This window comes from Oscillatoria sp. FACHB-1406 (assembly GCF_014698145.1).
Classification (GTDB): domain Bacteria; phylum Cyanobacteriota; class Cyanobacteriia; order Cyanobacteriales; family Spirulinaceae; genus FACHB-1406.
Map to the genome: position 1 here is coordinate 89,778 of NZ_JACJSM010000009.1, position 21,188 is coordinate 110,965.

At 48.9% G+C, this 21,188-nt stretch carries 20 protein-coding genes and 1 CRISPR repeat array; of the genes, 4 read left to right on the forward strand and 16 right to left on the reverse strand.

All coding sequences use genetic code 11. The features are described 5' to 3' along the window. Positions 1-252: 252 nt before the first annotated feature. A CRISPR array of direct repeats spans positions 253-1,226; the repeat unit is 36 nt; unit sequence GTTGCAACAAACATTAATCCCTATCAGGGATTGAAA. Positions 1,227-1,364: 138 nt separating this feature from the next. The 3 genes from H6G50_RS11495 to H6G50_RS11505 form a co-directional block, all read right to left on the reverse strand. After that, positions 1,365-1,589, reverse strand: a complete 225-nt coding sequence (locus tag H6G50_RS11495) for a type II toxin-antitoxin system HicB family antitoxin (RefSeq protein ID WP_190716294.1) — start codon at positions 1,587-1,589, stop codon at positions 1,365-1,367. A gap of 94 nt (positions 1,590-1,683) precedes the next feature. After that, positions 1,684-2,628, reverse strand: a complete 945-nt coding sequence (locus tag H6G50_RS11500) for a glycosyltransferase (RefSeq protein ID WP_190716296.1) — start codon at positions 2,626-2,628, stop codon at positions 1,684-1,686. Then, on the reverse strand, positions 2,629-3,852 hold the full coding sequence (locus H6G50_RS11505) for a glycosyltransferase family 4 protein (protein ID WP_190716298.1): 1,224 nt from the start codon (positions 3,850-3,852) through the stop codon (positions 2,629-2,631). Between the two features lie 266 nt (positions 3,853-4,118). Here H6G50_RS11505 and H6G50_RS11510 point away from each other — a divergent pair, with 266 nt between their 5' ends. Further along, positions 4,119-5,108, forward strand: a complete 990-nt coding sequence (locus H6G50_RS11510) for a glycosyltransferase family A protein (RefSeq protein WP_190716300.1) — start codon at positions 4,119-4,121, stop codon at positions 5,106-5,108. Between the two features lie 51 nt (positions 5,109-5,159). After that, entirely contained in the window at positions 5,160-6,095 is a 936-nt protein-coding gene (locus H6G50_RS11515; RefSeq protein WP_190716302.1) for a DNA adenine methylase, read from the forward strand. A gap of 185 nt (positions 6,096-6,280) precedes the next feature. Here H6G50_RS11515 and H6G50_RS11520 read toward each other — a convergent pair whose 3' ends face one another. The 4 genes from H6G50_RS11520 to H6G50_RS11535 all read right to left on the reverse strand — a co-directional run bounded on the left by H6G50_RS11520 (position 6,281) and on the right by H6G50_RS11535 (position 10,866). Continuing rightward, entirely contained in the window at positions 6,281-7,282 is a 1,002-nt protein-coding gene (locus H6G50_RS11520; protein WP_190716305.1) for a zinc-dependent alcohol dehydrogenase family protein, read from the reverse strand. Between the two features lie 39 nt (positions 7,283-7,321). Then, positions 7,322-8,281, reverse strand: coding sequence for a DUF1517 domain-containing protein (locus H6G50_RS11525; RefSeq protein ID WP_190716307.1), 960 nt, complete (start codon positions 8,279-8,281; stop codon positions 7,322-7,324). Between the two features lie 257 nt (positions 8,282-8,538). After that, positions 8,539-10,518, reverse strand: coding sequence for an AAA family ATPase (locus H6G50_RS11530; RefSeq protein WP_190716309.1), 1,980 nt, complete (start codon positions 10,516-10,518; stop codon positions 8,539-8,541). A gap of 108 nt (positions 10,519-10,626) precedes the next feature. After that, entirely contained in the window at positions 10,627-10,866 is a 240-nt protein-coding gene (locus H6G50_RS11535) for a hypothetical protein (RefSeq protein ID WP_190716311.1), read from the reverse strand. A gap of 259 nt (positions 10,867-11,125) precedes the next feature. Here H6G50_RS11535 and H6G50_RS11540 point away from each other — a divergent pair, with 259 nt between their 5' ends. Next, positions 11,126-11,557 (forward strand): YraN family protein, encoded by a 432-nt coding sequence (locus H6G50_RS11540; RefSeq protein WP_242032793.1) that lies wholly within the window; start codon positions 11,126-11,128, stop codon positions 11,555-11,557. Positions 11,558-11,562: 5 nt separating this feature from the next. On the opposite strand, the gene H6G50_RS11545 is transcribed toward H6G50_RS11540, so the two are convergent. The 4 genes from H6G50_RS11545 to H6G50_RS11560 form a co-directional block, all read right to left on the reverse strand. Next, on the reverse strand, positions 11,563-12,093 hold the full coding sequence (locus H6G50_RS11545) for a hypothetical protein (protein ID WP_190716315.1): 531 nt from the start codon (positions 12,091-12,093) through the stop codon (positions 11,563-11,565). Positions 12,094-12,159: 66 nt separating this feature from the next. Further along, on the reverse strand, positions 12,160-12,504 hold the full coding sequence (locus H6G50_RS11550) for a hypothetical protein (RefSeq protein ID WP_190716317.1): 345 nt from the start codon (positions 12,502-12,504) through the stop codon (positions 12,160-12,162). Positions 12,505-12,654: 150 nt separating this feature from the next. Next, entirely contained in the window at positions 12,655-13,251 is a 597-nt protein-coding gene (locus tag H6G50_RS11555; protein ID WP_190716319.1) for a CDP-alcohol phosphatidyltransferase family protein, read from the reverse strand. Between the two features lie 224 nt (positions 13,252-13,475). Beyond that, complete coding sequence (locus H6G50_RS11560; protein WP_190716321.1) at positions 13,476-14,546, reverse strand: RuBisCO accumulation factor 1; 1,071 nt, start codon at positions 14,544-14,546, stop codon at positions 13,476-13,478. Between the two features lie 215 nt (positions 14,547-14,761). On the opposite strand from H6G50_RS11560, the gene hemJ reads away from it, so the two are divergent. Further along, positions 14,762-15,322, forward strand: coding sequence for a protoporphyrinogen oxidase HemJ (gene hemJ, locus H6G50_RS11565; RefSeq protein ID WP_190716322.1), 561 nt, complete (start codon positions 14,762-14,764; stop codon positions 15,320-15,322). Positions 15,323-15,583: 261 nt separating this feature from the next. Here the strand turns inward: hemJ and H6G50_RS11570 are convergent, their stop codons facing one another. From H6G50_RS11570 to H6G50_RS11590, 5 genes are all read right to left on the reverse strand, one after another. After that, a complete protein-coding gene (locus H6G50_RS11570; RefSeq protein WP_190716324.1) occupies positions 15,584-17,023 on the reverse strand; it encodes an MFS transporter in 1,440 nt (479 codons plus the stop codon). Positions 17,024-17,329: 306 nt separating this feature from the next. After that, positions 17,330-17,551 carry a hypothetical protein gene (locus H6G50_RS11575; RefSeq protein ID WP_190716326.1) on the reverse strand — a complete coding sequence of 74 codons (222 nt, stop codon included), beginning with the start codon at positions 17,549-17,551 and terminating at the stop codon, positions 17,330-17,332. 98 nt (positions 17,552-17,649) lie between these two features. Continuing rightward, positions 17,650-18,174, reverse strand: coding sequence for a hypothetical protein (locus H6G50_RS11580; protein ID WP_190716328.1), 525 nt, complete (start codon positions 18,172-18,174; stop codon positions 17,650-17,652). Between the two features lie 313 nt (positions 18,175-18,487). After that, positions 18,488-19,585 (reverse strand): hypothetical protein, encoded by a 1,098-nt coding sequence (locus H6G50_RS11585; protein WP_190716330.1) that lies wholly within the window; start codon positions 19,583-19,585, stop codon positions 18,488-18,490. 181 nt (positions 19,586-19,766) lie between these two features. Continuing rightward, complete coding sequence (locus H6G50_RS11590; RefSeq protein ID WP_190716427.1) at positions 19,767-20,984, reverse strand: aspartate aminotransferase; 1,218 nt, start codon at positions 20,982-20,984, stop codon at positions 19,767-19,769. Positions 20,985-21,188 lie beyond the last annotated feature (204 nt).

Consider the following 21,188-nt stretch of genomic DNA (forward strand, 5'->3'; position numbering starts at 1 on the left):
TTTGCGGGAGAGGGTAGGTGTAGAAATTGCCGCTTGGAAAAATTGGGCTGTAACCCAATAACGGTAAGGGTTTGATGCCGGCCAGGGAAATTAATCTCTCCCGCGATCGCTGAAAGCCTTGCTATATCTAGGTTTGCGAGGATAAAATTGGGGGTGAACTTGACAGGTCGAAGTCTGAAATGGTACTTTTAGGAAAGTCTCCCGGAACTGTACCTTGAAAAGTCCATATAGTAAGGGTTTCAGAACCAAGCGGTTGCAACAAACATTAATCCCTATCAGGGATTGAAATCCGTTTCCCAAACGGCCGCCGCCCCCACCCAATAATGTTGCAACAAACATTAATCCCTATCAGGGATTGAAATGTAATTCCGCTGATCTCTTTTTTGACTGGTGTTTTTACGACGTTGCAACAAACATTAATCCCTATCAGGGATTGAAATAGCACCCCCACATCGGCTTACGGGGAGTTCATCGTTGCAACAAACATTAATCCCTATCAGGGATTGAAATATTCTCTCTGCAATCTTCGGGACGGATATCTATTAGTTGCAACAAACATTAATCCCTATCAGGGATTGAAATTTTACGTCCATCGAGACGTATTGATCGATCAAAGTTGCAACAAACATTAATCCCTATCAGGGATTGAAATCTGGAAACGGGTAGACGAGAAAAACCCCGCTGAGTTGCAACAAACATTAATCCCTATCAGGGATTGAAACACGCCTGCTCGCAAACACTCGGTAATGAAGGTATGCCTGGTTGCAACAAACATTCATCCCTATCAGGGATTGAAACCCGCTAAGTAGCGATCGAGGCACGGATCGCCACGTTGCAACAAACATTAATCCCTATCAGGGATTGAAACCGGTCTGGCGCTTGCTGCCTTGACCGTTGCGCGTTGCAACAAACATTAATCCCTATCAGGGATTGAAACTCCCAATAACCCCTATCCCGGCAAGCTCGCGTTGCGGTTGCAACAAACATTAATCCCTATCAGGGATTGAAACTCGATAGTTGCGCTTATTCCAAGCATCGAATAAATCCTGTTGCAACAAACATTAATCCCTATCAGGGATTGAAACGCTCAAAGAAGGCTCGGAGGAAGCAGCGCGCCGTGGTTGCAACAAACATTAATCCCTATCAGGGATTGAAACAAGGATTCGCTTCTGGCAAAGGGAAGCTCATTAGTTGCAACAAACATTAATCCCTATCAGGGATTGAAACATATCAGCCGTCTGATGTGTCTAGGTTCGATTCGTCGCAAACGATCGAGATCGCGCTCTATAATTGAGCTATATTGACGCAAATGAAGTCGGAATCTTTCGGAAACAATGCGAAAGATTTTTATCCGTCTGAATTAGTTATGCTGCTTGCAATGTTTGAGGTGTCGGTAACAGTCGTCCTTCTGCTTCATAACTTTCGATTAATAGAGCTAAAACCTCACGAGCGTTATTTAACGCTTCTTCATGAGTTTCTCCGTGAGTAAAATACCGCTGAATTTCTGTTGCAAATTCCGGCAGTTCTACAACATAGCAATTATCATCGTCCGACCAAATAATATCGATTCTGTACTTGAGTTTTTCCATTTTATTCTTTCTTCTTTACGCTCGATCGATTTGTTACAGTCGCAGTAGAAATGGTGTGTCACGGCACTACAGAGGAATGGCTTTTCATCATCGATTATCCATTATCAAACTGTTCGATCGCGCGGGCATTTTCCGGGAGTCGCGCGTCCGTTTGACCGCGATCGCGCGCCCAGCTACCATATAAATTTAAGGGCGTACTCACCACATCGACCCAAGGCGTTTTCCCCGCGATCGCGCCCGCTGCTTTCCCCGGCAATTCTTTGAGTAACCAACGACTGATTAAATACCCAGCATCCTTTGCCGTTACCGGAGGGCGCAACGCTACGCCGTGCAGTTCGTGTAAATAACGATTCGATCGCCCGTAACGCTGCCACTGACTGCGGTATTCTAATAAAGTCGCTCGATGTCGGTGCTGCACGATCGCATCTTCCACAAAGCGGTACTGCCACGCCGTTTCCCGCAAGATTCGCCAGCAAATATCCGCATCGCCGCCGGTGGTTAAATAAGGGCGAAACAATCCCACTTCCTCAAAAACCGCGCGTCGTACTGCCAAATTTGCCGTTTGTCCGTAGGGACAAAAGGGATGGGCGAGGGTATTCTTTTGCGATAATACACCTTGGCGATCGGCGTGGCGTTCGAGCAGCGTATTTCCGGGTAAGGCGGCAATTTCGCCGATCGCTAAACCGACTTCTGCTTCGCTGAAAGGTTGTACCAAGCACTCCAACCATTCGGGAATCGGGCGACAATCCGCATCGGTGAAGGCGAGAATTTCGGCGGTGGTGGATTTAATTCCCTGGTTGCGTGCAGCGTAGGAACTTTGGATATTCGCTTCGCTGAGGGGATGGAGGGGAAGGGTTGCGGTTTGGGCGGCGGCGGCGAGGAGTTCGGCGGTGCGATCGCGGCTATTATTATCGATAAGGAGGTATTCGACGCGATCGCGCGGATACGTCTGTTGCTCCAAACAGGTTAATAATTCCGGTAAATCTGCTTCGCCGTTGTAAATCGGGATAATAACGGCAATTTTCGGGCAAAATTCCACTTAATTTTCTCCTAATAGCACTCGTTCGTACCGTTCTCCGGCGCTTTCCCAGGAGAATTCTTTCTCAATCAGAATTCGCGCGTTCTTGGCGATGTCCGCACGCAACTCGGGGTTTTCAAATAAGCGCGCGATCGCGGTAATATATTCTTCTACGGTATTGGCTCGCAGCGCCCGCAACGGCTCTCCATCGACTTCTAAGCCTTCCAAACCGCGATCGCTGCCCACCACCGGAACGCCCGCTGCCATTGCTTCTAAGGTTTTATTCTTAATCCCGAACCCAGTACGCAGCGGCACGACGCAAACCGTCGATCGATGCAAATACTCTACCATTGAAGGTACTTTGCCCGTCACCACCACTCCCGGATGTTCCCCAAGCGCTTGTATTTCTGCGGTTGGACGGTTCCCCGCAACGATAAACTCCGCGTCGGGATAGCGCTGACGCAGGGGCGGCAAAACTTCGAGGGCAAAGAAACGAACGGCATCGATGTTATGCTGAAAATCCATCGCGCCGACAAAGATTAAACGATGTCCGCCCGGATCTTCGGTACGGTAAGGAAAGAGTTCTAAATCTACGCCATTGGCAATGATTTCAATACGAGCGTCGGCATTAAATCTATGTAAGAATTCTTCATCGTCGGGCGTGGTGACGACAATGCGATCGATCGCGTTACAATACTGTTTTTCGTAGCGATACAGCGTGGGTAAGTAGAGGAAATCGCGCGGCGCATTTTCCGAAGCATTCATCTTCAAATAATTCACCGTCCCCCAATACACCGAACTATGCACGTTCACCACCGTTCGCGTGTAATTTCGCAACTCCGGACGCGCGTAAATGGCATTGGCGCTATGTTCGCACGTCATCGCCGCGAACTCTCCCCTGGTAATGCGATCGTCGATCCAAGCCTGCATTTGCGGCGAATAGCGATGTAAAATATTAGGCGGCGTTGCTGTCGCCACTGACTCCCAAAACCGTTGTGCTTTCCCCATCAAATTACCGAACTTTGATGAAGAAGTCGCTTCCCCTTGCATCGGAAAAATCTTCATCTCATCAACCCAATGCCCCAACGCTTCAATATCTGCCTCCGTCGTTCCCTCCGAACGCTGCGTCGCGAGAGCGATCGAATGATTTCGCTTCAAGTATTTCAGTAAATTGAACGTTCTCACCTCCGTTCCACTGCGACTTGGCGGATAAGGAAACGTCGAGGAAACCATTAAAATTTTCATCTGGCAATTGTCCGAGCGGCTTGCAAGTTTTGCTATTATAGCCAGGAGAATCGAACCTTGAATCTAGAAGAATTATGACAACGCTCGCTCTGCCAGCATTGTAAATTTTTTCCCCTTGCTTTGTAAATTTTTCCCCTGGTTGACATCTTCAAGAAACCTTGGCTATATTAAAGCTATTCTAACCAAGGCTGGGAAGCCAGTCAAGGACTTAATTAAATTCAATAAAATCGAAACAAAGTTAGAGAAAAAGACTTAATAACCGTTTCATGAACCTCTATCCGTCGAGCGATTCCGCCAGTCAGCCCGAAGCGATTCAATCCATAACCTTATCGATCGTTACTCCCACCTTGGGACAATTCTCAGATCATTGGCTTTCCCGTCTTTTGCAGGTCAAAGGAAATATTGAATTTATTCACAGTTACGCTCCCGGAAACCTGCCAAGACCTATAGAGGATCCGAGAGTAAACGCAATTTTCAGTCCTTATAAAGGCGAAATGATGCAGCGGTTTGTTGGCTTGTTGAATGCGAAAGGAAAATATATTTTAGCGCTTGATGATGATGACTACGTGCATCCCGATATTTGCGCGCTCTGCGAGCGCTATTTTCATGAATTCCCCGAAAGTTGGGTGTTGAGATTACAGACCCAAAAAATTGATTATCTCGACTGTGAGAGTATCCAAAAAGATTGGCAGAAAATCCCGAAACTAGAAGATTTAACTGTTGTCGAAAAACGGAATCGCGATAACCCAAATTCGACTTTACGAGAAATCCCGATCGCGCCCTTGGATAAAGCCTTTGACAAACGCTTTCTCATTTGGCCGTTGCTCGAACGTCGCGACGATCGCGGGCCGCATATTGAAAACTTTAACACTAAAGTTTGGAAGAACGAACTCGTTCAACAAACACTTCCAGATATTGCCCGCGCCACCAAAATTTTTGGTCTTTTAACCTGGATTCCCTTTTGTGCCTTCGATCGCTTTATGGGTCTTTTCCTCCAAGCTAAATTCTATCAAAAGGATGCGATTGTCGGTCATTGGATGCCCAAACCGGAGCAAATTCGCTGTATCGATAAAGATCCGGCCTTAAAACCGCCGAGGTATCACGTCGCATCGGATATCTTGTTAGTCAAAGCCTTCCCGCAGTACGGCTATCTTTGGAACTTATTTTTTCGGAAATTTTACGACATTCCCCGCGTCGTTGGTAAAGCCATTAAATGGAAAGTCTTGAAAAAATCGACACCGCGAGCCAAAGTTTAGTTTGTATTGATAATTATTCTATAATTTATCGATCTCGATTGATAGTTTTTCATGCCAGTCAATATTTCGCAACCCGTTCGCCCTAAGCCCTTTTTGAAGTGGGCTGGCGGGAAAACTCAACTTCTGCCGGAAATTCAAGATATTTTAGAACGAAAGTTTTCTAATGATAGTGCTTGGACTTATATCGAACCTTTTGTGGGCGGAGGCGCTGTTTTATTCCACGTTCTCGATCGCTTTCCTGGAATCGAACGCGCGGTTATTAATGATATTAATCCCGAACTGGTCGCCGCTTACCGCGCGATGAAAGATAATATCGTAGCTACGACTGCGAGTTTAATGAGTCTTGAAAAAGCGTATAACGACTGTCCCACAAAAGAGGAAAAAAAGAGTTTTTACTGCAACCAAAGGAAAGAATTCAATCGTCTCAAACTCAGTCCGGATAGTTTGGTAAGTTCTCCGCATTTTTCCCAAGTAGCACTGTTTATTTTTTTAAACAAAACTTGCTTTAATGGCTTGTATCGTGTAAACCGCAAAGGAGAGTTTAACGTTCCCTTCGGAGATCGTAAATCTCTCAAAATCTGCGATCGCGAAAATCTGTTGAGAGGGAGTGAGTGCTTGCAAAAGGTTACGATCGAGCTTGGAGATTTCGAGGAAATGTTAAAGTATGCGGGTAAAGATGTTTTGTATTATATCGATCCGCCTTATAAACCGCTGAATGCAACGTCTTCTTTTACGGCTTATACGCAAGAAGATTTTAGCGATCGCGATCAATTCCGGGTTAAAGCATTTTGCGATCGCATCCATGAATCGGGCGGGTACTTTATTCTAAGCAACTCAGATGTTGTGGAGACTGACAAACACCCTAGTTTTTTCGACGAACTGTACGCGAGTTATACCATAAAAAGAGTTCGCGCCAAACGTCAGATTAACTGTAAAGCAGAAGGTCGAGGTTCGATCTCAGAACTTCTCATTACCAACATAGGGTAATTCGTAATTCGTAGTTCGTAATTCGTAATTCGTAATTCGTAATTCGTAATTCGTAATTCGTAATTCGTAATTCGTAATTCGTAATTCGTAATTCGTAATTCGTAATTCGTAATTCGTAGTTCGTAATTCGTAATTCGTAGTTCGTAATTAAAAATTAAAAAATTACCCCATTCATCACTTATCACTCATAATTCAATCGCCAATTTTCCCGTCGTCGAACCCAACTCCAAAGCCCGATGCGCTGCTGCTGTTTCTTCTAAAGGGAAAGTTTGCGCTAAATGAATCGTTAACTTCCCTTCATCCATCCAAGTCGCGCATTGTTCGAGAATCGACGCTTGATACTCCAAGGGGCTAACCAAATTGTGCAACATAGGCGTTAACATCAACTCAAAACTTAAGCGTTGATTGCGCGATCTAGCAACTTTAAAATTACCCTGATTGCTGTCGGGTTCGAGAATGCTGACAATATCGCCATAAACCCGCACTGCTGGAAAGCTTTCAAAAAAAGTTTTACCCCCTACCGTATCGAAGGCGATATCCACTCCTTCGCCCTCCGTCCAATCCAGTGCTGCTTTAACCCAATCGGTTTGGCGATAAAGGATGGGCAAATCTGCGCCCAACTGACGCGCTAAACGTTCCTTATCCGGCGAACTCACCGTCGTACAAACTTCTGCACCGCGCAACTTCGCTAACTGAATCGCGACGTGACCGACACCGCCCGTACCCGCATGAATCAGCACTTTTTGACCGGCTTGCAAGCGCGCGCGATCGTACAATGCTTCCCAGGCGGTAATTAACACCAAGGGTGCGGCGGCTGCCTCGCTAAAGCTTAAATTCGCCGGTTTGCGGGCGATAAAGCGTTCGTCTACCACCGCAAATTCGGCGTAATTTCCCGTTCCCTTTTTCCCCAGTCCCCCTTGACAAAAGTACACCTCATCCCCTTTCTCGAACTTCGTAACCGCCGCGCCCACCGCTTCCACGATACCCGCCCCGTCGCAACCGAGGATGGCGGGCATCTGGTCGGGGTAAAACGTCCCGCGAGTGCGGATTTTGGTATCGATGGGATTGACTCCGGCAGCAACTAAGCGCACCAACAGTTCGGTAGGCTGGGAAATTTGGGGTTCGGGGACTTGTTGGAGTTGCAGCACGTCCGGGTCGCCCAGTGCGGTCATGAGAATCGCTTTCATGAGTCAATTCGTGTGGGGTTTGAGGTGCAAACGTTGAGCTTAAACTAACTTCAAGTTAGGGTAGTAAGCGAGGATGTCGTTGGTGGTTAGAGTATCACCTTCGGCTTGAGGAGTCCATAAGACTTCGACGGCTAAAAGGCGATCGCTACCCACACTACCAATTTGACGCAGTGCTTGGCGCAAATCGTCAGTATCGTTGATAGCAGGCAGTTCGAGGCGGTTGAGCGCGCCGACAACCAGGGTAACGAGAATGTATTCGCCGCCCCCATCGCGAACTTCTGTTGAAAGATCGCCACTGGCAGAAGTTAGGGCTTTAGGACTTTCCCGCAATTGGTTATTGTAGTTCGAGAGCGTTTCTTCAGCAAACTTGCTGCGTTCGCCCAAGGCGTACTGATTGAACTTAGCCTCTGCGGATGCGATCGCAGTCTGTTGCGCTTCAGCCGCGCCGTACACCCAATATTCCGGGTGGCGCAACAACGCTAAACTGGCTTCCTGAAGCAGTTCCGCGCGTCCTTCCGCCGTAGCAGTATCGGCAGAGTGGGCTAATTGATTGAGTTCGGTTTGCAACTCGCGCGCATCGGCGAGTAGCCCGACTTGAACGCGCGCAACCGAAGCGCGAGTCGGATCGACGCTGGCGAGTTCGCCTTCTGCACCGCTGCCGCGAACTGCTTTGACCAGAAAGTTAGCGATCGCGATAAACACTAAAATCGTGAATAAGCTACCGAACCCGCCAAACCCCAAGAAGGGCAACAGGAAGGGAAAGCCGATACCACCGCCGCCGTAGCCGTAGCCACCGCCATAGCCATAACCGCCGCCACCCGGAGGTGCGTAAGTGCGAGTGGGAGCCGGAGAAGTGCGAAAAGAGCCGCCGCCAATTCTGCCGCCACTACGGGCTGCTAGAGCGCTGTCCGCACTGCCCAGAGAGAGAACGAGGACGAGGACGAGCAAACATAGAGATTTGAAAAAAGGTTTGATTTTCCCGAAAAATTTTTTAGGCATAAGACAAGGTTTACCTCCTTCGCATACTTAATACTGTATCGCACCCGCCCCCACCCACTCGACGGCTTTCCGGGGCTAGGAGGTGTTGATTTCCGCAATGGGGGGGGAAATTATGAATTATGAGTTATGAATTATGAGTTATGAATTATGAATTATGAGTGATGAATTATGAGTTATGAGTGATGAATTATGAGTTATGAATGGTAAATTACGAATTACGAACTACGAATTACGAACTACGAATTACGAATTACGAATTACGAATTAAAAATTACCTCAGCCTTCTGCTTGATTTTTGTTACCAACACCGACGGTTGTACGACCTTAACTTCGCCCCCAAATCCCAAAATCCAACGCCACAAATCCACATCGTCTAACGACCAAATCGGCACTGTCAAGCACAAGCGACGGGGATATCTTTCATCTTCCGTATTGGAAAGCCCAAACAACTTTGCATCTACAACTTCTTTGCTTTTCCAAGGGGGACGCGACATTTTCAGCGGCACTCGCCCGAAGCGTTGCGTTCCTTCGGCAATGAAGCAAAAACTCTTATCACTCGCCCACAATTCCACCGTTACCCTTGCCCCCTCTTCCGCCGCTAAAAACTGTTGCTGCAACGCCGCGCTGTTGCCCAAAAATAGCCCCACGCTAGCATCGTACAACTTTATCAGCCGTCGCAGCGATCGCACCTGCACCTCCCTACTTCGTCGGTTTTCCACCACCTGCCGCCCCAAAAATAACCGTTCCAAGCGCTCGAACCGCAGCAATCCTCCCACTTCCTCATAGCCCAAATACCAAGCAATGTTGTGAAACCGCAGTTGCAGGGGATAAGCGCAGAAACATTCCTCGCTGTCTGTGGCGTAACCGCCGACACCCTGGAAGCGATGAAACTCCCAGCATTCTCCCGCTAAAATTGCTTCTTCTACCCGTTCCGGTTGACGGGCGAGGGAAAATTGGGGCAAATCCTCAATTTTCGCGATCGCGTGCAGCGAAATCGCCCGCGTTGGATAAATTGGCTGGAAATCGAGCCATTTCCCCCAGGATAAGCGCTGCTGCCAAGTTTGGTAGAGTTCGATTAGGGCGCGATCCCGACTTTGGAGAGCGTAAGATTGTAACCATCGAAACGTTTCTCGCAACTCCGACGCGGTAAAAATCGCCGTTCCAGCAAAATATCCCTGTTTGTAAGGAACCGCTTCCAGGATGCCGTAAGGTTTAAGGACTTTTTCGATATCCTTGCGAACGCTATCGACGCAATCGTACTGCACCAGACCGCGCGACTGCATGGATGCAATCAACGCTTTTTGTACGCCCTCGCTGCCCCCGCCCTCAAAGGGATGGCGGAGGACGAAACGCAGGGTTTTTATCAGGCGGGTAAAGGGTTCGATGTCGCTGTAAGCATGAACGGAAAACGTTCCCCATTCCGGCTGCGGCATTGTCTCGAGAAAGTGCAGTTCCGTCGCTTCCGCCTCGTAGCCGATTAAACCGTTGAGGGTTAACCATTCTAAATCTTGCGCTAAAGCCGCGACATTGCTGTAAACGCTGCCCCATTGCCGACTCATTGCCGCTGCTACCGCCTCCGCAGTTTCAATCAAGTCATCGGTAGGACTTCCTAAACCGGGATGCTGCAACAGCAGGGAAATCAGGTGCATCAACCGCTCGAAGTCTAGCAAGCGGGAGTAGGGATGGAAGGTATAATTGCGGGTGCGGTTGCGGCTGTTAATTTGGCTGCGAGGGAGTGCGGCGATTTTGTCCCGTATCGCTTTGGAGGTGAGGGGGGTTTTGTGGGGAGTGCAGTCGTAAACAGCGGCGAATCCTTCAGCGGCGACGGGCGGAAATTGCTTGAGGGCGCGGTTCATTGCTTCGAGGACTTCAGCGGGAACGATGCGGCTGCGTTTTTGGTTCCATTCCTGGCAAATTTTTAAAGGAGTTTTGAGAAACCAAGCCAACCAATCGACAGCGGCGATTTCGGGGTGCTGCAACCAGGTGAAGCGATGGCTGCGTTTGTAGTTAGTTGCATCGTAGATGGGGGTTTTTCCGGTATCAATGGCGGTTTGAATTTGTCGGCGCATTTCGGCTTCAATTTCCTGCCATTCGCCTTGAATAGTTTCGTCGCCGTAAAGTTGAGCGCGAATCGCGTCGGTAGCGATAATCGTGGTGTTGGGGAGCGTTTTTGCGAGGGAACGAGCGAAGGTAGATTTACCGCTTCCGGGAGGGCCGATGAGAAGATGACCTAGCATTTAGTTAATTCGTAATTCGTAATTCGTAGTTCGTAATTCGTAATTCGTAAATCATGACTTATCACTCATGATTTATCATTCATAATTTCACCATTCATTATTCATTATTCACCATTCATTATTCTTAGATCGCTCCAATCGCGCCAGCTTGTCGTTCAACTGCTGCGCCGCTCGTTCGTTTGCGCTTTCCACGACGATCGCGACTACCGTTTGGATGGCGACGTTGAACAGGATGTTATCGCAGTAGCCCGTCAAAGTCGCAACACCCGCTACCGTTGCGACTTTGACGGCTACCGTCCGCAGCAGTTCGGGGCGGCAGAAAGCGGGGCGGAGTGGAGGTTGAGTCATGGGGTTATCTCCAAGCGTCGGTTCACAAAAAAACGTCTGCCTCTGCTGGTTTCAAACCCGTGTCGTAACGACCATGACTATAAGATAAGAGCGATCGCGCCAGGAGTGCAATAAGATTGGTGCGAAGGACAAAAAAAGCTCCCGGTTTGGAGCTTGTTGAAGATTTTTAGTTAAAGATTGCGATCGGGTTGCGGTAAATCGATATTTTGAAGCAGAGCATAAAATATTTGCAGAATCGATAAACTTTTTGAATTTTGAGTTGACTAATAATACCGTCGGACAATTGGGAGAAGAAGTAGTGGCGCGTTGGCTGCAAGGGCAAGGCTGGGAGATTCTCCAGCGTCGCTGGCGCTGTCGTTGGGGAGAAATCGATCTGATTGCGCGCCGCGAAGAACTGCTGGTGTTTGTCGAGGTGAAAACGCGCAGTCGGGGTAGTTGGGATGAGGGCGGATTGCTCGCGATCGCGCCCAAAAAGCAAGCTAAACTATGGCAAACAGCCGAAATCTTTCTCGCGCAATTCCCCGATTTAGCAGACTGTTCTTGTCGCTTTGACCTAGCACGGGTGAGTTACAGCCCATCGCCCCAACCTGAAAATACCGACAACAGCGCGCGCCCCGTCGTTCTCGGCGAAGCGCTGGTTTTATCCGGCTATCGATTCGTTTTACAGGACTATCTCGAAGCGATTCTCTGATTGAGTTAAAACTTCATCCCCACACCGCCTTGCAGCGAAAAAGCAGGGCCGCCACTATTGCGATAGGCATCGAAAGCAATGATGGCATTGCCGAACAGAACGGCGTTGCTATTGGGAAGGACGTAATCGATACCGGGTTGAACCGCAAAGCTGGTTTTATCGCCAATCGGAGAAGGTTTGCCTTCGTCACTCCCGGCAAACGTTGCCCCAACTCCCACATAAACATCGGTTTGCCAGTTCAGGGGAATATCGTAGGAAATGGTGGGAACCACGGCTGTTGCGTGACCGATGAGGGCTTGGGCGCGCAGGGAAAGGGGCAGTTCGAGGAGTTTGTAGCGCACGGCAACGACACCGCCGATTTGACGGCCGTCGCCGGTACTAATCCCGAAACTGGGGCCGACACCGATGTAACTCCCGTAGGCGGCTTGGGCGAAGGCTGGTTTGGGGGCAATCGCTGTAGCAAGTGTTGCCAAAGCAACGGCGATGCTAGCTACCGCACTTCCGTTGGCTCGAAATTGGACTCGAAAACGTTTCATCAGAGTTTTCCCTTCACGCGCGATGCGAACTCGATTCGCTGTTTGAGCCGATTTTAGCTGTAATTTTTACGATTGGGAAGATTGAGGGGCGATGAGTAATTTGTAGACGGCGAAGAGTAAAATACCTGCGATCGCTAAGCTGGCTAAGGCAGAGACGAGTTGCAGTACGGTTTTGAGAAGGGACACGGCAACCAGCACGCAGACAACGATCGCGATCGCCTTTCCGCCTTGTGGTAAATTAGCGAACCAAGAGCGCACTTGTAACCCCAAGGGAGGTAAACTCTTTCCCGTCTCTGCATCGGGGTTCTGCGGCGCGCGGTGAGTTGTCGGCAAAGGCGCGGGAATCGGGTCGATTTCGACTTCGACTTTGCGGGCTTCAGTTTCCCAATCGGGCTGATTTTCTGGATTCATGTAACGGGGGCTGAGTGATGAAGGCTGAATTCTGTACGATCTGCATTCTTACTGCATTATAAATAATAGAGCGGGAAGGTACGGGCGGTCATCGGTACTATTGCCCGGTGCGCGCTACGCGATCGCTGCTGGTTGAAGGTTAGGGGCAATTCAATTTAGCTGCATTTGTCGCAATTGTAGAGCGTGTTTGAAACTTAAAACATCGTGCGTCCAAACGGGCAAAATTGAGGTCATGGCAATTTCTTCGAGGGTGTGAAGAATGCCGATGATAATGGCAAGCCACAGCGTTACACCGCTATAGTGGAAACCGAAGAGCGCGATCGCGGCGATAAATAAAGATAAGCCCCAAAGTTTCGCCGAATAAGTGTGATAGCTCGCGGGTTTACCGTATTTAAGCAAGTTAGCAACCCACCACCATAATTGCACGAAAACGACAGTCAGCAGCGGAATGCGAAAGACAGCGATCGCGTCCGGACGAACCAGCAGCGCGCTTGCACTCACGCACGCATAAAGCGCTACATCCGCCCAACTGTCGGCTTGGCGCAGTTTTGCGGTGCTGACATCCAGGCGACGCGCGATAACCCCATCAAAGATATCGGAGAGGAAGGCGGCGACAAAGGCCACAATAAATAACTGGCTTGTGTTGCCATCGAAGGCATCGGCGAGTAACACTGGAGCCAGACAAAAGCGCAGCAGAACCAGAGAAGTGGGGAGATAGGGCAGAAGTTTAGTTAATTCGGCTAACATAAGGCGGCTGAAGGGCGATTTATGAGGATAGTTTTACTGTCGCAACAATGCTCTCAATCCTCAAGACGCGATCGCCCAGTTTGCCCAAGAGTCCATCGCGCTCTAACTTCAGCCTTCCTAAAACTTCCTTTTCTGTTGCTTTATTCAGGGACAGTTTAAACTTTTGTCCCTAATTCCTCATGCTGTTGAAGTCCGCATCACGAACGAAGATTAAAACAAACCGCTTAATCGTCCATCTGCCACGGTTCGAGGAGGTTATTTTCGTCGAAGATATTTTTCGGGCGCAAAATTAACACGACTTCGCCGAGGATTTCGCTGTGGGCAGGTTCGGGGAACCATTGCACCTCAAGTTCTCCTTCCCGTTCGACGAGAAAGTATCCTTTCACATCCCAATCGAGCGATCGCCGATCGACAATAATAACGACGGTTTCCAATCGTCCTCCTTGCACGTTCGGCAAGCGATCGCTCTCACATAAGATAGCAACGGGATCGCCTGCCTTTAAAATCGCCTGCCAGCCGGGAACGGGGATAAACGCCCCCTCTCCTGAATATTTCACCATCCCAAAGGGTTGGATTTTTTCGGCTGAAGGAACTGCATCAAATTGCGATCGCGCCAAGGGCAATTCTCCCGCTACGGGAATAATATGGGCGAGTTCCTCTTCCTCTTCCAAGCGATAGAGCGGCAGCATCGGCGCGCGCGCCGCAGAAACGACCGTAAAATCGCTCAATAACTGCTCGATTTTCTCCCGAGCGGTGTTACTACTAGCAAATTTTAACCCCCGTGCGATCAGACGCGATCGCTCCTGTAAATCTTTCTTCTCCCGCGCTCGCTTCCAGCTTTGATACGCTACCGCATCCCCCGGAGCAGGTGTAAATCCTTCTGGCGGCAAACTGAAGCGCGAAAACTCCTTCATCGCCCGCGCGACATCCTTAGCATCATCGACATCCAGGCGCTTCTCCATCGCCAATTCCGCCGCCGCTAAGCGCTGACTGGCATTGAGGACTCGAAACTCGTACAGCACATCGCTGCGCGGCCCCTTAAAATAGGCTTGCATCTCCTCAGAAATTTCGGCTTGAAGCAAGCTTTCGTACACTTGCGCCGCAACGATGACGAGATTTTGATAGCTGCCCTCAATCCCCGTCTCTTCAAAAATTGTCGAAGCTAAATAGCCTGCTTTTTGCAACTGCGAGCAGGCGCGCCCCCATTCCACCCACGTTCCTTCTTTGCGGCGCAATTGGAATAGCAGTTCTCTGGCGGTTTCTTCGGAAAGGGAGGAAGGCTGAGGCTCGGTCATTACAGTTATCAGTTAACCTATCAACCCATAATAGTAACTTGCTTTCGAGACAGGCTGAAGCTTCGATCGCGCGATCGCCCTGAAGGTAAACTTTTTTGAAGTCCTCGCCCCCGAAGCCGCGAAAGAGTTGCGATCGCACTATATCCTGGTAGGGGCATAGCACTGCAATGCCCCTACTACAACGCATCATAAACCTGAATTTAACAATCGCAATTATGGCTTATCAATGGTTTAAAGCATTTCACATTATCGGCATCGTCGTTTGGTTTGCCGGACTTTTTTATCTAGTACGTCTGTTCGTGTATCACGCCGAAGCCAACGATAAACCGGAACCCGCGCGCTCCATCCTCAAGGAACAGTACGAGTTGATGGAAAAACGCCTCTACTACATCATCACCAATCCGGGAATGTACGTCACCGTAGCAATGGCGATTGGTTTGCTTTGGAGCCAACCGAGCTTTCTTCACGATTGGTGGTTGCACGTCAAACTAGGGTTCGTGGTGCTGTTAATCGGCTACCATCACTATTGCAAGCGGATCATGAAAAAGTTAGCCGCTGGCGAATGCAATTGGACGGGACAGCAGTTCCGCATTATGAACGAAGCGCCGACGGTATTATTAGTTGCGATCGTACTGCTAGCTGTATTTAAAAATAGTTTACCCCTCAATTGGACGACTTGGGCGATCGCGGCGATGGTCGTAGCGATGGCTGCCGGAATCCAACTCTACGCGAAAAAGCGCCGTCAGGATCGCGAAAAGCTAGAAAGTGCCGCGTGACGAATGATGAGTTACATTTCGACAGGCGCTCGACTGAGCTTGCTGAAGTCTCAACGATCGCGAATTACGCCTAATGTGAATTAGAAGCTAGAAATATCGCTCTTACTATTCTTTATCCCCTCGCCCACCGATTGGGAGAGGGGCTGGGGGTGAGGGAAATCAAGATTTTTGGGTAATGCACATCAGACGTGAATTAGAAATTCTGAGGGGGTGAATAAGAGCATTGCTTGCAAACTTTAAGTCAGTGCTATTCATTCTTCCCTACTCATTATTCATTAATTCACTCTTCCCCCGATGGCGTTCGTCCAATTGCAAGCGAATTTGCGCGTGAATCTCTCGGGTGAGGGGATAGAAATAAGCGAGAACCAAACCGCAAATAAGGGAAAGAGTGGGGAGAGGGCCAATAGAAAAACGAATCAGAGAAACAACATTGTCGGGTTGTTCTGCTATGGGAAGTTTAGCATCGTAACCCGCCCAGCCCAAACCGGCTAATAATACGGTTACGGCAAGACCTAAACAAACCTTTTGTACGAAAGTAATAAAACTGTAGAATATCCCCTCGCGTCGCTGTCCGGTATTAAGTTCGTCCAACTCAATCACATCGGGTAACATCGACCAAGGAACGAGATAAGCAATCGATACCCCAAACCCCGCCATCACTGCTAAAGCGTACATCAATCCGACTTGTTCGGGTTGCAGGAAATACAATCCCGCTTGAGCAATAATCCAAAGCGTCATCCCCATAAAATAAATACCGCGTTTGCCGAAACGCTGGCTCAGACGACTCCACACGGGCAGCATCGCCATTGCAGTAACTTGAACGCAGAGAATCACAGTTCCCTCAATTAATGGATTATCAATCTGCATTCGGTTGCGAATGAAGTAGGGAATAATTGAGGCGGTAAACTGGACGCTAAGCCAGGAACAAAGATAAATTCCCACCACAAACAGGAAAGGGCGATTGCGAAAGACGATGCGGAGTTGTTCGAGAATCGGGAGGGAAACGGGCGTTTCGATTTCGGGGTGGGTAATGGCGACGGATAGCGCGCGTCTGTGCGTTCCCCAAACGCAGAGGTAGATGGGGATGACGGAGATGAGTGCGAGGACGATCCCCATAATGAAGTATTGTTGCTGAGGATCGGCGATTAAGCGGCGAATCAGGTAGTTAAAGATGACGATGGAAAGGATGCTACCGCCAATCGAGAAAAAGAAGCGAAAACTATTGAGGTTGGTGCGTTCGTCGTAGTCTTGGGTGAGTTCCGGGGTGAGGGAGGTGTAGGGGACGTTGACGACAGTATAGAAGGAGTTGAAGAGGATCGAGATAATGGTGTAATAGAAAAAGAGTCCCCATTGATTGGCTGCGGAGAAGGGAACAATCCATTGGAGGAAGAAAAATAGACCAAAGGGAATTGCACCGTATATCATCCAAGGATAGCGCCGTCCCCAACGTTGGTTTTGGGTGCGATCGCTCATAACCCCGACAAAGGGATCGTTAATCGCATCCCACACCTTCCCGACGAATTGACTCGCGCCCGCCAGGAAAGGCGTTAATCCGGCAACATCAGTGAGAAAGGGCGAGAGGTAAAATACCAAAATATTGGCGGTGATGGCAGCACCTAAGTCCCCCGAACCGAAGGAAAGTTTGGTTAGAAAGCTTAGTTTTTCTCGCTCTGGGGATTTGGGGACGATCGGCTCGCTCATGGCTTGTATGCAAACGTCAAAACTCATCGTTGGGGCGAATTTTGAATGGAAGCTTTACGTTGCGTGCAAATGTACGCTCCGCTCAACCTGCCCCTCGTATCTTTATTAAGAGTAGCTGAATAATTGATAATTGAAAATTGACAATGGATAACGTCTTGAAGAATGAAGAGTTTGAAGTAGGGCTTGGGTAAATCAAGCCCTACTTAACAAAATGCAATCCAAAATCTTAAGAAAATATTAAATTGAATGAACTTTTTTTCACGGACAACAGTTGTGCGAGCATGGCTCTACTTATCGTCGCCACTCTCAAACCTGTTGGAGAATTAAGGTAGAGAGTTGCGCGACGGTTAACGCAGAAGAGCGAGAGGTTTCACCACAGCGATCGCGATTTAAGGTGAGGTTGTCGAGGGCTTGAGTCAAAACCGAAATCTCATCCAGGAGAACATTCGTGCGGCTAACAAATTGAGCCGTTAATCCTTCGACTTGAGCAACATTTTCCTTAACGCTTGTTAATGTTTGTTCGTTCATGGGGCTAAATCTTTATTTTTCTAAACAATTTTTATTGTAAGCACTGTATGCTACTCGAAAAATTTCTTAAAGAGAATTACCAAAAGGAGTAGATGGTTTCAATCCCCCAGCCGAAAAGAACTCCAGAACGCTTTAAATTCCTGCTCGGCACGCTGATAAGTTTGTTCCTTCTCTAGAAGGGCTGTTTGGGAAATTTCGCCATCCTCGTATTGCTTGCGGGCAAGTTCGAGCTCCAGCTTTTTGAGTTCGTAGTCTTGATGTCTCAAGGTTCCTTCGATCGCGCCAGTCCAGTTGAAAAAGCCAAGATGTTGCGTTTCCCAGTCTGTATTACCAATTCCCGCTAGTTCGGGGCTTTTTTCGGTTAAGCGAATAAAGCTTGACAGAGCGCCTTTAATCTGAGTCAGTCGTTCTAAAGCACTGGGGAAGGAGAAGCGATCGCGCAATGTCTCTTCCACCGACTCATCGGGAGAAATGGGGGAAAGTTGCGGCGCTTCAACCTCGGCACGCGCTAGGGCAGAAAAACGCGGCGGACTCTCTAAAATTGCCAAACCCATGAGGGGAAGCAGCAACAACCCACTCATACCGGCGACAGCGATCGGTTTTTTGAGGATGGGGAACATCATGACCTTTCCACGAGCAACTTACTCAATATTTCTTCGACGGGAGATTAACCCGATCCGGATATTTTTCCCAAATCGAGCGATCGACTTTTCTGGCGATCGCTCGCAAACCCGATCGCGGTATAATCCCAATTCTCCGAGTTCGGACGACACATCTTGAGGCTGAAACTCCTAATAGATATAGGTTTCTTAATTTTTAATTTCTAATTGATATAAATGTCTACTCTATCGCTCTGCCAACAAAAAAGAGCCAAAATTCGAGAATAGCTTCCGAACTTCTGACTCCGGTAATTCTTCTAAAGGCTAATCGGAAATCTTACTTCTGCGTTAAAGTAATGCGAGTTTGAGCAGTTTGCGAACCATTATTCGCGATCGCGGTGACGTTATAGCGAATGCCTGCCGTCAGAATCAGCGGACGCGGTACGGGAACCGTAAATGTACCGTTGCTATCGGCCGTCACCGTCGTACTGACTAAGGTGCTTTCGCCGAATAGCGTCGGGCTAGTAACTACCACGCGCACTCCAGCATTCGGCTGCGTTTGTCCGATCAAAGTAAAGCCTTGGCTGGCAATGATACCGCCATCTTGGTGACTCGTAAAACTCGGTTGTAAGTTAACGAGGGTTGTTGTGGTAGGTTGCTGTGGTGTTGTGGTAGGTTGCTGGGGCGTAGTCATCGGCTGTCCCGGCGTTGTCGGTGTAGTTTGAACTTGCGTTACCTGCGTCGAAGCAACATTCGGTTGGAAGGCAACAGCTTGGGATGCAGCATTATATACAGCTTTGCCATCGCGCTCCAAGCGACCGATGACAATACCTTCATTAAAGCGATCGCCCGCATTCAAATTCAGCGTCGCCACATAAACCCCCGATGAAACTTCTTGAGCGGGAATTCGCCGCATCGTCGTACCATCTAAAATCAAGACCGACGCTTGCGCGCCCGGAGTGCCGTTAATCGTTGCTAAAAAGGTTGAACCGGAACCGAGGGCAGTCGTCTGACCATTGTGCGATACTGAAGTAATATCGAGCGCGGCTCTCGGTTGCTCGACTTGGAAACTCCAGTTGGCGGCAAATCCTTGACCGTTGGTATTTTTAAACTCTACCCGTACCTGATTTTCTCCCGGACGTAGAGCTTGAGTAGGGCGGTAACTAAAGAAGTTACCGGTGATGACGCTTTGACTGGTTACGTCTTGGTTGTTGACAAAAATCTTTACCGATTGCATATCGATTCTTCCGGTGCTGGCATCAAAAGAACCGTAGATCGAACTATCGGAAGAAACGTTTTGGCTGTTAACCGTGGGATTGACATTTGTTACCTGTTGCGCTACGGCTATGGGTGCAATGGCAACCGGCGCGATCGCAAAGCCCGCGATCGCGAACAGATTAAGACAAGTGTTTCTAACCGATCGAATAGTCTTCATATAACATCTAACTCCTGCTTGTGAAGGCTCCCTCTACGTTGCCCATCATCTTCTCACAAGCCTTGACATCTTGAAATCCTTCGAGAGTTCGAGAGAAAGGCAGATGTTCGGCTGGTTAATATCTCTAGCGACGAAAAAATCCTCTAAGGGTTCCCACAGGAATCGGGAGGTGAGTGATGAATTACGAATTACGAATTACGAACCTCGCCGTTTCTGGTTGATAGCGAATTCCCGCTTGTTTTAGCCGTCCGATCGCTTCGCCGAGGCGATCGCAATCTGCAATTAAACTCAAGCGCACGTAGCCCTCTCCCGCTTCCCCAAAGGCATTTCCGGGCGTAAGAACAACCCCCGTTTTTTGCAGTACATCCAGCGCAAAATCCGTCGAACTCATCCCCACCGAACAAGGAACCCAAAGATACATCGTCGCCTTCGATTTTGGGATATCCCAGCCCAACTCTGAAAAACCTTGAATGACAAAATCGCGGCGAGTCCTATAGCGTTCTTGAACCTGGCTGACGTAGGAATCGGGCAGTTCTAATGCCGTTTCTGCCGCTGTTTGAATGGCTGCAAAAATACCGTAGTCGAGATTCGTTTTCAGCGTTCGCAAGCCCTGAATAATTTGCGAATTGCCAACAACAAACCCGACGCGCCAGCCCGCCATATTATAAGTTTTAGAGAGGGTATGAAATTCCACGCCAATTTCTTTAGCGCCTGGAATTTCCAGCAAACTGGTCGGCTGATAGCCATCAAACGCGAGTTCGGCGTAGCAAAGATCGTGAACGAGAATAATTTCCCACTTGCGGGCGAAGGCAACAATTTCCTCAAAAAATTCCCTCGGAGCCGTCGCAGCGGTAGGATTATTGGGATAGTTAAAGTAGAAAATTTTGGCGCGGCGGGCGACTTCATCGGGAATCTTCGTCAGATCGATCAGCCAATCTTGTTCGGCGCTGAGGTCGATCGCGTGAATTTTACCACCGGCAATTAGGGGGCCGCGAAAATGAGCGGGGTAGGAAGGACTGGGAACGAGAACGAGATCGCCGGGATTAACATAAGCAAGGGCTAAATGACCGAGACCTTCTTTAGAGCCTAACAAAGGTAGAGCTTCGCTGTTAGGGTCGAGAGCCACGCCATAGCGACGATTGTACCAGCGCGCGATCGCGCTGCGAAAATTCGCCGTCCCTTCAAAGGGCGGATAGCCGTGATTTTTAGGGTCTGCCAACGCCGCCGTTACTGCATCGATAACGGGCTGGGGGGCCATACCATCGGGGTTGCCCATACCGAGGTCAATTAAATCTAAACCTTGTTCTCTAGCCCGGGCTTTAAGTTCGTCGAGGCGGGCAAAAACGTAAGGAGGTAGCGTACTCAGTCGTTGGGCGGGGGCAATCCAGTTCAAACTCATCAGCACAGGGAGGCGTGAAAGGGAAATTTTCATTCTCGCACGCTTGCGATCTCATTTCGCAATCTTCCCGCCTCGAGTTTTTATTTAAGTACGCGCGTAAGTAATTTAACCAAAATGGGAAAACTAGCTGTAGTTTTTAGAATCTCGACTCAGTACCTATCTTTCATTACGATCGCGCAATCGCTCGCACCGTCAACTTCACAC

Coding starts and splice junctions, on each gene's coding strand:
- H6G50_RS11495 (WP_190716294.1), bottom strand. CDS start 1,589: ATGGAAAAACTCAAGTACAGAATCGATATTATTTGGTCGGACGATGAT.
- H6G50_RS11505 (WP_190716298.1), bottom strand. CDS start 3,852: ATGAAAATTTTAATGGTTTCCTCGACGTTTCCTTATCCGCCAAGTCGC.
- H6G50_RS11510 (WP_190716300.1), top strand. CDS start 4,119: ATGAACCTCTATCCGTCGAGCGATTCCGCCAGTCAGCCCGAAGCGATT.
- H6G50_RS11515 (WP_190716302.1), top strand. CDS start 5,160: ATGCCAGTCAATATTTCGCAACCCGTTCGCCCTAAGCCCTTTTTGAAG.
- H6G50_RS11520 (WP_190716305.1), bottom strand. CDS start 7,282: ATGAAAGCGATTCTCATGACCGCACTGGGCGACCCGGACGTGCTGCAA.
- H6G50_RS11525 (WP_190716307.1), bottom strand. CDS start 8,281: ATGCCTAAAAAATTTTTCGGGAAAATCAAACCTTTTTTCAAATCTCTA.
- H6G50_RS11530 (WP_190716309.1), bottom strand. CDS start 10,518: ATGCTAGGTCATCTTCTCATCGGCCCTCCCGGAAGCGGTAAATCTACC.
- H6G50_RS11535 (WP_190716311.1), bottom strand. CDS start 10,866: ATGACTCAACCTCCACTCCGCCCCGCTTTCTGCCGCCCCGAACTGCTG.
- H6G50_RS11545 (WP_190716315.1), bottom strand. CDS start 12,093: ATGAAACGTTTTCGAGTCCAATTTCGAGCCAACGGAAGTGCGGTAGCT.
- H6G50_RS11550 (WP_190716317.1), bottom strand. CDS start 12,504: ATGAATCCAGAAAATCAGCCCGATTGGGAAACTGAAGCCCGCAAAGTC.
- H6G50_RS11555 (WP_190716319.1), bottom strand. CDS start 13,251: ATGTTAGCCGAATTAACTAAACTTCTGCCCTATCTCCCCACTTCTCTG.
- H6G50_RS11560 (WP_190716321.1), bottom strand. CDS start 14,546: ATGACCGAGCCTCAGCCTTCCTCCCTTTCCGAAGAAACCGCCAGAGAA.
- hemJ (WP_190716322.1), top strand. CDS start 14,762: ATGGCTTATCAATGGTTTAAAGCATTTCACATTATCGGCATCGTCGTT.
- H6G50_RS11570 (WP_190716324.1), bottom strand. CDS start 17,023: ATGAGCGAGCCGATCGTCCCCAAATCCCCAGAGCGAGAAAAACTAAGC.
- H6G50_RS11575 (WP_190716326.1), bottom strand. CDS start 17,551: ATGAACGAACAAACATTAACAAGCGTTAAGGAAAATGTTGCTCAAGTC.
- H6G50_RS11580 (WP_190716328.1), bottom strand. CDS start 18,174: ATGATGTTCCCCATCCTCAAAAAACCGATCGCTGTCGCCGGTATGAGT.
- H6G50_RS11585 (WP_190716330.1), bottom strand. CDS start 19,585: ATGAAGACTATTCGATCGGTTAGAAACACTTGTCTTAATCTGTTCGCG.
- H6G50_RS11590 (WP_190716427.1), bottom strand. CDS start 20,984: ATGAGTTTGAACTGGATTGCCCCCGCCCAACGACTGAGTACGCTACCT.